The organism is Stenotrophomonas sp. 05L44_2, from assembly GCF_056665995.1.
Genome location: NZ_JBFTNR010000067.1, coordinates 1 through 9,350 on the forward strand (window position 1 = coordinate 1; position 9,350 = coordinate 9,350).

The 9,350-nt window shown below is 66.4% G+C and carries 10 protein-coding genes; 7 read left to right on the forward strand and 3 right to left on the reverse strand.

Features of this window, described 5'->3' with window-relative positions; all coding sequences use genetic code 11:
• From AC1VAN_RS03955 to AC1VAN_RS03965, 3 genes are all read right to left on the reverse strand, one after another.
• Positions 1-1,008 (reverse strand): ABC transporter permease (locus AC1VAN_RS03955; RefSeq protein WP_480985308.1); only part of this gene is annotated, 1,008 nt, incomplete at its 3' end.
• Complete coding sequence (locus AC1VAN_RS03960) at positions 1,005-1,928, reverse strand: ABC transporter ATP-binding protein (RefSeq protein WP_032975691.1); 924 nt, start codon at positions 1,926-1,928, stop codon at positions 1,005-1,007. The genes AC1VAN_RS03960 and AC1VAN_RS03955, both read right to left, overlap by 4 nt.
• Positions 1,929-1,948: 20 nt before the next feature.
• Positions 1,949-2,905 carry an HlyD family secretion protein gene (locus tag AC1VAN_RS03965; protein ID WP_032975689.1) on the reverse strand — a complete coding sequence of 319 codons (957 nt, stop codon included), beginning with the start codon at positions 2,903-2,905 and terminating at the stop codon, positions 1,949-1,951.
• Positions 2,906-3,269: 364 nt separating this feature from the next.
• On the opposite strand from AC1VAN_RS03965, the gene AC1VAN_RS03970 reads away from it, so the two are divergent.
• From AC1VAN_RS03970 to AC1VAN_RS04000, 7 genes are all read left to right on the forward strand, one after another.
• The gene (locus AC1VAN_RS03970; protein ID WP_032975688.1) at positions 3,270-4,253 is read left to right on the forward strand and encodes a PhoH family protein; all 984 of its coding nucleotides are present in this window, start codon (positions 3,270-3,272) and stop codon (positions 4,251-4,253) included.
• Between the two features lie 38 nt (positions 4,254-4,291).
• On the forward strand, positions 4,292-5,158 hold the full coding sequence (locus tag AC1VAN_RS03975) for a hypothetical protein (protein WP_235189917.1): 867 nt from the start codon (positions 4,292-4,294) through the stop codon (positions 5,156-5,158).
• A gap of 56 nt (positions 5,159-5,214) precedes the next feature.
• Positions 5,215-5,700 carry an rRNA maturation RNase YbeY gene (gene ybeY / locus AC1VAN_RS03980; protein ID WP_032975687.1) on the forward strand — a complete coding sequence of 162 codons (486 nt, stop codon included), beginning with the start codon at positions 5,215-5,217 and terminating at the stop codon, positions 5,698-5,700.
• Positions 5,701-5,817: 117 nt separating this feature from the next.
• The gene (locus AC1VAN_RS03985) at positions 5,818-6,369 is read left to right on the forward strand and encodes a hypothetical protein (RefSeq protein WP_032975686.1); all 552 of its coding nucleotides are present in this window, start codon (positions 5,818-5,820) and stop codon (positions 6,367-6,369) included.
• 64 nt (positions 6,370-6,433) lie between these two features.
• On the forward strand, positions 6,434-7,315 hold the full coding sequence (locus AC1VAN_RS03990) for an HlyC/CorC family transporter (protein WP_032975685.1): 882 nt from the start codon (positions 6,434-6,436) through the stop codon (positions 7,313-7,315).
• Complete coding sequence (locus tag AC1VAN_RS03995; protein ID WP_442251043.1) at positions 7,312-8,553, forward strand: lipoprotein N-acyltransferase Lnb domain-containing protein; 1,242 nt, start codon at positions 7,312-7,314, stop codon at positions 8,551-8,553. The genes AC1VAN_RS03990 and AC1VAN_RS03995 overlap by 4 nt, the downstream gene beginning before the upstream one ends.
• Before the next feature lie 6 nt (positions 8,554-8,559).
• On the forward strand, positions 8,560-9,350 hold a 791-nt coding region (locus tag AC1VAN_RS04000; protein WP_480985309.1), incomplete at its 3' end, for a magnesium and cobalt transport protein CorA.

Here is a 9,350-nt window from a genome sequence, read left to right on the forward strand (position 1 = left end):
GCGCAGCATGATGCCGCGTACCAGGCGCAGGAAATGGGTCAGCGGCAATACTTCAGCCAGCCACTGCACCGGCCGGGGCATGCCGGCGAACGGGAACATGAAGCCCGACAACAGGATGGAGGGCAGAAACAGGAACAGGGTCATCTGCATGGCCTGGAACTGCGAACGCGCCCGGGTTGAAATCAACAGGCCCAGCGCCAGGTTGGCCAGCACCAGCAGCACGGCGGCCAGATAGACATCCAGCAGGCTGCCGCGGATCGGGACCTCGAACAACCACGTGCCCAGCAGCAGCACCAGGGTGGTCTGCAGCAGACCGATCGCTGCGTATGGCAATACCTTGCCGACCATCAGTTCGCTGCGCGATACCGGCGTGGCGATCAGCAGCTCCATGTTGCCGCGTTCGCGCTCGCGTACCACCGCCACTGCAGTGAACATCACCAGGGTCATGGTCAGGATCACCCCGATCAGGCCGGGCACGATGTTCACCGCTGACCGTCGTTGCGGATTGTAGAAGCTGATGAYGCTTACCGGCCCGCTGGCAATACTGCCCTCGCGCAGCGGCCGCGTGTTGCTGGTCGGGCGCGTGTCCAGCGGTACCTGCGCCAACTGGATCGCCGCACTCTGCACCACCGTGTCGCTGCCGTCGACCAGCACCTGCACCGCCTCGCGGCCTTCGTAGCGGCGTCGTTCGAAATCGGCGGGAATCACGATGCCCACGCTGATCCGGCCCCGTCGCAACGCCTCCATCAGCTGGTCGGGCGTATAGGCCTGTGCGCGCGGGGCGATCACACCGGTGGCAACCATGTCCTGCACCAGCGCGCGAGAAGCCGCACTGTTGACCTGGTCGGCGATGCCTGCATCCAGGTGCCGCAGGTTGAGGTTGATCGCATAGCCGAACAGCAGCAGCTGCATCACCGGGATGCCGATGATCATCGCCAGGGTGATCCGGTCGCGGCGCAGCTGGCGCAGCTCCTTGAGCATGATCGCCCACAGCCGTCGCAGGCTCATGCCGCCGGCTCCCGGCCGCGGCCACGGGTAGCGGAAACGAAGACGTCTTCCAGGTTGGGCGCCACCGGTTCGATGCTGGCCTGCGGATCGGCGGTGGCAAGGGCCTGCGCCAGCACGGCGGTATCGGCCGCGCCCTCACTGCACAGCATACGCAGCTCGGTGCCGATCTGCGCCACGCTGAGCACGCCCGGCAGCGCCGCCAGCGCGCGGCTGGCCTGCCGGGGCTGCGCAGTGGTGACGGCCAGGGTGCGACCCTGCAGCTGCGCGCACAGTTCGGCCGGCGTGCCATCGGCTACCAGGGCACCGCGATCAAGGATCGCCAGCCGGTGGCAGCGTTCGGCCTCGTCCATGTAATGGGTGGACACCAGCACCGTGGTGCCGGCATCGGCGAGTTCGAACAGCGCCTCCCAGAAATCGCGACGCGACTCGGGATCGACCGCACTGGTCGGCTCATCCAGGAACAGCAGTTCCGGCGCATGGATCACCGCACCGGCCAGCGCCAGCCGCTGCTTCTGCCCACCACTGAGGGTGCCGGCCAACTGCACCTGGCGGTCCTGCAGGCGATACTCCAGCAGCAGCGCATCGACCCGTTGCCGCGCCTGCGCGCGTGGCAGATCCTGGATGGCGGCAAGGAATTCCAGGTTCTCCCGCACCGACAGGTCTTCGTACAACGAAAAACGCTGGGTCATGTAGCCGATGCGGCGGCGCAACGCCTCGGCCTGCGCCGGGATCGCCAGGCCCAGCACGTCGATCTCGCCCGCGCTCGGCTCAAGCAGCCCGCACAGCATGCGGATGGTGGTCGATTTGCCCGAGCCGTTCGGGCCGAGGAAACCGTATACCTGCCCACGCGGCACCTGCAGATCGACGTTGTCCACCGCCAGCAGGTCGCCGAAACGGCGGCTCAGGCCCCGCGCACGCACGGCGATGTCATCGACCGGGTTCAGAAGCGCACCTGCACCGGCAGCCCGGCGGGCAGCGCCTGCATGTCGGCACTGTCGTCGATCTCGATCTCGGCCAGGTAGCTCAGCCGCGAGACGTCATCACCAGTCAACGCGTAATAGGGGGTAAAGGAAGGTTCGCTGCGGATCGACCGCACATGCCCTTTCAATACGGTATTCGCGCCGTCCAGCTGCACCAGCGCGGCCTGCCCGACCTTCACCTGCAGGCGCAACGGCTGCGGCAGGTACACGCGCGCATACGGCCGTTCGCCCACCAGCATCACCACCAACGGTGCACCGATCGGTGCCTGGTCGCCTTGCCTGTAGGGCAACGCATCGACCACGCCATCGCGCGGCGCGCGCAGCTGCAGCTTCTGCAGGTTGACGGCCTGCACGACCTCCTGTGCCTGTGTCGCCCTGGAGGCGGCCTGGCCCTGGGCGATGTCCTCACGACGGTTGCCGCGCTGCAGCTGCAGCCATGCCTGTTCGGCAGCACGCACGCTGGCCACGGCGTTGTCGGCGGCCGCGCGGGCCCGGTCCAGATCAGCGGCAGCCACCAACCGCTGACGGGCCAACGGTTGCACCCGGCGGTAGTAAGCGGTGGCTTCCGCCGCCTGCGCGCGCAGCGCGGTGAGCTGTGCCTGCGCCTGGGCGATCTGCTCCGGACGCGGGCCCACCTGCAGTTCCTCGAGCTGTGCCTGCGCGCGTGCCGTTTCGGCCTGTGCGGCGTCGAGCTGGGCTGCGCCACGGACAGGGTCCAGGCGCATCAGCAGCGCGCCCGCCTTGACCGCCTGCCCCTCGCGCACGTCAACGGTACTGATCACTTCAGCCGCCGGTGCGGGCACGCTGATCCGGTCCCATTCAAGCGTACCCAGTGCTGCTGGTGGTGCTTCGCCGCACCCCGCCAGCAGGCAGCTGCCCAGCAACCCCATCCTGCGCACCCACGTGCCCACGGCCATGCGCCACCTCCTGCGATGGCGCCACGGTGCCATGCTCCCTGTGCACCCGCAATGATCCAGATCAGCGCTGGCCAATAATTGATCAGCCGCTCCCAACGCCACTGCCGCAAGGCTCGCTGCCACCTATCCACAGGTTCGTGGCAACACCGTCCACACCGCATGTGGAAAACCCTGCAGGCACTGGCACAATTTTCACCACCGCATCATCTTCCTTGTGGCACAAGCACTGCGAAGGTCTATCCACAGGTTTCTTCGGCGCCGGTCCACACCCGGTGTGGAGAACTGTCGTCATGCCGGCTTGCGCGTTACCCTTGTCGTCCCTGACTCCATCGCGGTGGACGGCGACCCCGCCCCACCCCAAGCAATGAAAAGCATCGAGCATCGAGACTTCACCCTGTCGCCGGAAGACAACGCGCAGCTGGCCAACCTGTGCGGCCCGTTCGACGGCCACCTTCGCCAGATCGAACTGAAGCTTGGCGTGGAAATCGCCAACCGCGGCTTCGTGTTCCGCATCAGCGGCCCGGCCGAGGCCAGCGCCGAGGCGCAGAAACTGATCGAGGCGTTGTACGAAGAAGCCGCAGAGACCACCTTCGACAACCACGCCATTCACTTGCGGCTGAACGCGGCCAACATCGAACAGATCGCCGACCGCTCCTACGAAGCACAGGACGTGGCGATCAAGGTCAAGCGCGGAACCGTGCGCGGCCGGGGTTCCAACCAGAGCCGCTACCTGCACCAGATCGTCAGCCACGACATCAACTTCGGCATCGGCCCGGCCGGTACCGGCAAGACCTTCCTGGCCGTGGCAAGCGCGGTGGAAGCACTGAACGAATCGCGCGTGCAGCGCCTGATCCTGGTGCGTCCGGCGGTCGAGGCCGGCGAGAAGCTGGGCTTCCTGCCCGGCGACCTCAGCCAGAAGGTCGACCCGTACCTGCGCCCACTGTACGACGCCCTGTATGAAATGCTGGGCGTGGAAAAGGTGCTCAAGCTGCTGGAAAAGAACGTCATCGAGATCGCGCCGCTGGCCTACATGCGCGGCCGCACGCTCAACGATGCGTTCGTGATCCTGGACGAAGCGCAGAACACCACCATCGAACAGATGAAGATGTTCCTGACCCGTCTGGGCTTCGGTTCCACCGCCGTGGTCACCGGCGACCTGACCCAGACCGACCTGCCCAAGCATGTGAAGTCCGGCCTGCGCGATGCGATCGACGTGCTGCGCGACGTGGAGGGCGTCAGCTTCACCTTCTTCGAAGCCCGCGACGTGGTCCGCCACCCGCTGGTGGCGCGCATCGTCAGTGCCTACGACCGCCGCGACCTGCACCAGATTCAACCTGGAGCGGAATGACACTACACTCCGGGCTCCTGTGCACATAAGGACGTGTCATGGTTCGCCCGGGTCTGCTGCTGTCGTTGTGCCTGCTGGCCCTCGGGCCGGTCCCTGCACTCGCCTCTCCCCCGCCCGCCGCCGAAGCGCGGGCGTACGTTGAATCCAGTTATGTGATTGCTCCCTACCAGGTGGAGGATTTCACGCTGGTGCGCAGCAGTTACAACCCGGACGACAGATTGGCGGGGGCCGGATTCAGTTACCGCAGCCGCCTGAACCCGGAGGCGGCGATCAGTGTTTTCGTGTATCCGGCGGGCCGGTTGGACCCGCAGGTTGCCGTGGACCGCGGCATGCAGGCCTTGCAGGCGGACCTCAGGCAGGCGGTTGCGTCCGGCATCTACGCGGACCTGCAGGAGCTGGGACAGGAGCCCTTCCCGCTGTCGGCCGAAGCAGTTCCTGCGAAAGGTGCCAATGGCATCGACGCGGCGGTGATCCAGGCCATTGCCAAGGCAGAGCAGGTCCGAGGCGAGAAGCTGCGCCTGGGCCTGCTGCAGGTGTCCAGCAACCAGCCGCTGCATTCCAATGGCTATCTGTTCTATAAACAGCTGCATTTCTTCAAGCTGCGCATCTCGGCCAACCAGTCCGTCCTCCCACGCGAGGCATTCGATGTCCTCGCTGATCGCGCCACGCGCAGGCTGATTCCGGCACTGGAAGTGGCCAACGTAGGCGGCTGTGCCAACACTACCCTGTATGTGGATCCCGATGCAGCGCCGGAGCAGGGGGCAATCCAGTTGGCCAGACAGGTGACCCTGCAGAACGGCTACAACTGCCACGCATCGACCGGCAATGCCGATATCCAGGCGCGTGCGGCCAAGGCGTCGGTGATCGAAATCGCCTACGAAGCCGGCGACTGGAAGTCGCAGTGAACGGCGACACGCGCGATACTGTGACCTCCTGTTCGATCTGAAATGCCGGTGTTGCCATGACCAAGGGTCCCGTCCGCCTCGATGTAGCCGTCAACTACGCCCTGCCCCGTGCCGGGCTGCCCTCGGCCGTCAGCTTCCGCAAATGGGTGGCGGCTGCGCTGAAGGGCCGCATCCGCGAGGCCGACCTGGCCATCCGCGTGGTCGACAGCAAGGAAGGGCAGTCGTTGAACCGGCACTACCGGGGCAAGGACTACGCCACCAACGTGCTGAGCTTCCCGGCCGACGTGCCGGAGGGCCTGCCCAAGGGCGTCAAGTTCCCGCTGCTGGGCGACCTGGTGATCTGCGCACCGGTGGTGGCGCGTGAAGCCGGGGAGCAGGGCAAAGTGCTCAACGCCCACTACGCGCACCTGACCGTGCACGGCGTGCTGCACCTGCTCGGCTGGGACCACGAGGACGACAAGGAAGCCGAGGCGATGGAACAGCTGGAGCGCGAGATCCTGGCCGAGCTCGGCATCGACGACCCGTACGCGGGCGAGCGCTGAAACCGGGCCAGCCCCTGCGTGACCGAGCCCATGCTCGGGCGCAGTGGGCCATGCGCCCCGCAGAACCGACCAGAATGCAGCCGAGCATGGGCTCGGCTCTACCACGGAACCTCGCCTGTGCTGCTGCGTACTGCCCTGCCCCTGCTACTCGTTGCCTCCACCGCTTCCGCCGCGCCACTGGACCTCCCTGCGCTGATCGAATGCCGCCAGGGCGTGGCCGAGCACGCCGCGCTGGCACCGCTGCTGGCCGATCCGCTGAAGGCCGTGGCGCATGGCCTGCAGCCGCTGCCGCAGGGCAACCAGTTCATGAGCGAGTACCGCCTGGCCAGCCCGATCACCGTGTTCGGCCAGCAGACCGAGCGTGTGGCCGTGGCCGGCGCCAGCATCATGGCCGTGCTCGACCAGGCCGATCCGCGGCCGCTGGCCAAGCAGCTGGCCCTGGAGATCGGCTACGACCAGGACGGCAAGTTCATGGCCGGGCGCGAGCTGGTCAGCCGCGATGTGACGGACCCGAAGACCGGGGAGGCGCAGATCGAGTCGATCATCCTCAGCGTATCCACCGTCGCCAGCCACCCCGGCAGGACTCTGGCCGGCTGCACCTACAGCCTGGACCTGCCGGCCGAGGACGAGGGCCCGGCCGCCACCGCCCCGGCGGCCGACGGTCACTGACAGGCCCCCACATCCTGCTAGACTTGGGTCATCGCCCGGCCTGCCGGGTGCCTTTTTTCCAGAGATGTCAGAAGACGACAGTAGTAGCTCCTTCGTGGAGCACAGCGAAAAGAAGCGCGGCTGGCTTGAACGCCTGACGTCTGCTTTTTCCGGCGAACCCCACACCCGCGACGAGCTGGTCGCTGTCCTGCACACCGCGCAGGAAGAAGGGTTGATCGCCGCAGATACCCTGAAGATGATGGAAGGTGCCATTTCGGTGGCCGAGCTGACCGTGGGCGACGTGATGATCTCGCGTTCGCAGATGGTCTCGCTGCCGGTCGAGGCGCCCTTCCTGGAGTTGATGAAGCAGGTCGTCGAGTCCGGCCATTCGCGCTTTCCGGTGCATGGCGAGAACAAGGACGACATCCTTGGCGTGTTGCTGGCCAAGGACCTGCTGCGCGGCGTGGTTGCCGACAACGGTCCGGGCAACGTGCGTGAGCTGCTGCGCCCGGCGGTGCTGATTCCGGAAGCGAAGAAGCTCAACGTGCTGCTGAAGGAATTCCGCCTGTCGCGCAACCACATGGCGATCGTGGTGGACGAGTACGGCGGTGTCGCCGGCCTGGTCACCATCGAGGACGTGCTGGAGCAGATCGTCGGCGAGATCGACGACGAACACGACGAGGCCGAGGACTTCTCGGCGCAGATCGCCATCCAGGCCGATGGCCAGTACGTGGTGGATGCGCTCACGCCGATCGGCGATTTCAACGAGCGCTTCGGTGCCACCTTCTCCGATGAGGACTACGACACCATCGGTGGCCTGGTAACCGAAGCGGTGGGCCATCTGCCGGAAGTCGGTGACGAACTGGCGCTGGACCGCTTCATGTTCCGCGTAGCCCGCGCCGATGCGCGCCGGGTCCAGGCCTTCCATGTAACGGTGCTGGCACCGGACGCGCAGGACGACGCTTGAAGCACCGTGGCCTGATCCTGACGGTGTGGCTGGCACTTTGCGTGCTGGCCACGACCCTGCCACTGACCGCGTTCGCGCAGGCGGCGGCGCCGGTCGTTTCGACGGCCAGTGATGCCCCTGCCCCGCGCGTTGGTGTGGTCACCATGCAGCCCGGCACCGTGTTCTTCGAGCGCTTCGGCCACGATGCCATCGTCGTGCTGGACCCGGTGAGCGGCGAGGCGATCTCGTACAACTTCGGCTACTTCGATCCGTCCGAACAGGATTTCATCGGCCGCTTCGTGCGTGGCGACATGATGTATTACCTGGTGGCGCTGCCACTGCAGCAGGACCTGTCGTACTACGACGAGACCGGCCGCGGTGCCAGCGTGCAGTGGCTGGATATCACCCCTGACCAGGCACGCTCGCTGGCCGCCGACCTGGCCGAACGGGCCAAGCCGGAAAATGCGCGCTACCACTACGATTACTACACCGCCAACTGCGCGACGATGGTGCGCGACACGCTGGACAAGGCACTGGGCGGCGGCCTGCATTCACAGCTGTCGGGCCGTTCGCGTGGCAACACCTATCGCAGCGAGTCGGTACGCCTGGCGTCCCCGGCCCCGTGGATGTGGCTGGGCTTCGATATCGGCCTGGGTCCGTTTGCYGACCAACCGCTGTCGCGCTGGCAGGAAGCCTTCGTGCCGATGCGCCTGGCCGATGCCCTGCGGCAGGCCCGCAACAGCGACGGCCGCCCGCTGGTGCAGTCCGAGCAGGAACTGCTGCCGCACCGCATCGATCCCGAACCGAAGGAATTCGCGCGCCACTGGTGGCCGTGGCTGCTGTGTGGCCTGGTGATTGCGGTCGGCGTGCTGGCGCTACGCAGGCGTACGCGCCTGCTGGCCGGCCTGGCCTTGCCGCTGTGGCTGCTGTGCACCATCGCCGGTGGCCTGCTGGTGTTCCTGTGGGGCTTCAGCACGCACTACGCTGCCTGGGCCAACCGCAACCTGCTGCTGCTGTCGCCGCTGTGCGTGCTGCTGTTGCCGGGGGCGATCAGCCTGCTGCGGCGGCGCGTGCCCGGCCGCATGTTCAGGATCGTGCTGTGGCTGGTGGCGGTGCAGGCCGTGGCTGCCCTGGTGCTGCACTGGCTGAGCCTGCAGGCGCAGTACAACGTGCAGTGGATCGTGCTGCTGCTGCCGGTCCACGCGGCGCTGGCCTGGGCGCTGGGGCGCCGTCCTCACTTGTCGGAAACGCAGCACTGACGCACGATGGCGGGCATGTCATTGCCCGCCCCACTGCCCGCCCCTGCTGCCGCCTCCGCCGCAGCCAATCCCACCTGCGTCATCAACTGCGTCCACTACGATGACGACGGCAAACGCCACGACATCAGCCTGGATGCGATCAGCGATGTCATCGCCAGCAACAATGGTTTCGTCTGGGTCGGCCTGTACGATCCGAACGAAGATGTACTGCTGAAGCTGCAGGAAGAATTCTGCCTGCACGACCTGGCCGTCGAAGATGCGCGCAACGCGCACCAGCGCCCCAAGGTGGAGGCCTACGGCAACTCGTTGTTCGTGGTGGTGACCACCGCGCAGATGGTTGACGAGCGCATCCAGTACGGCGAGACCCACGCCTTCCTCGGCCCACGGTTCCTGGTGACCGTTCGCCATGGCGCCTCGCTCTCGTACGCACCGGTGCGCGCGCGCGTGGAGCGCGAACCACAGCTGCTGAAAATGGGCCCCTCGTACTGCCTGTACGCCGTGGCCGACTTCGTGGTCGACAATTACCTGCCCATCACCAACCGCTTCCGCGACACCCTGGAACTGCTGGAGAAGGACATCTTCGCCGACAGCTACAAGCGCAGCACGGTGGTGCGCCTGTATGAGCTCAAGCGCGAGTTGAACAAGATGCGGATGGCGGTGGCGCCTCTGCAGGATGTACTGGCACAGCTGCGCCGCTACCAGGGCGAGCTGTTCCCGGACGAAGTGAAGCTGTATATCCGCGACGTGCACGACCACGCGGTGCGCATCAGCGATGTCATCGATACGCTGCGCGAGAT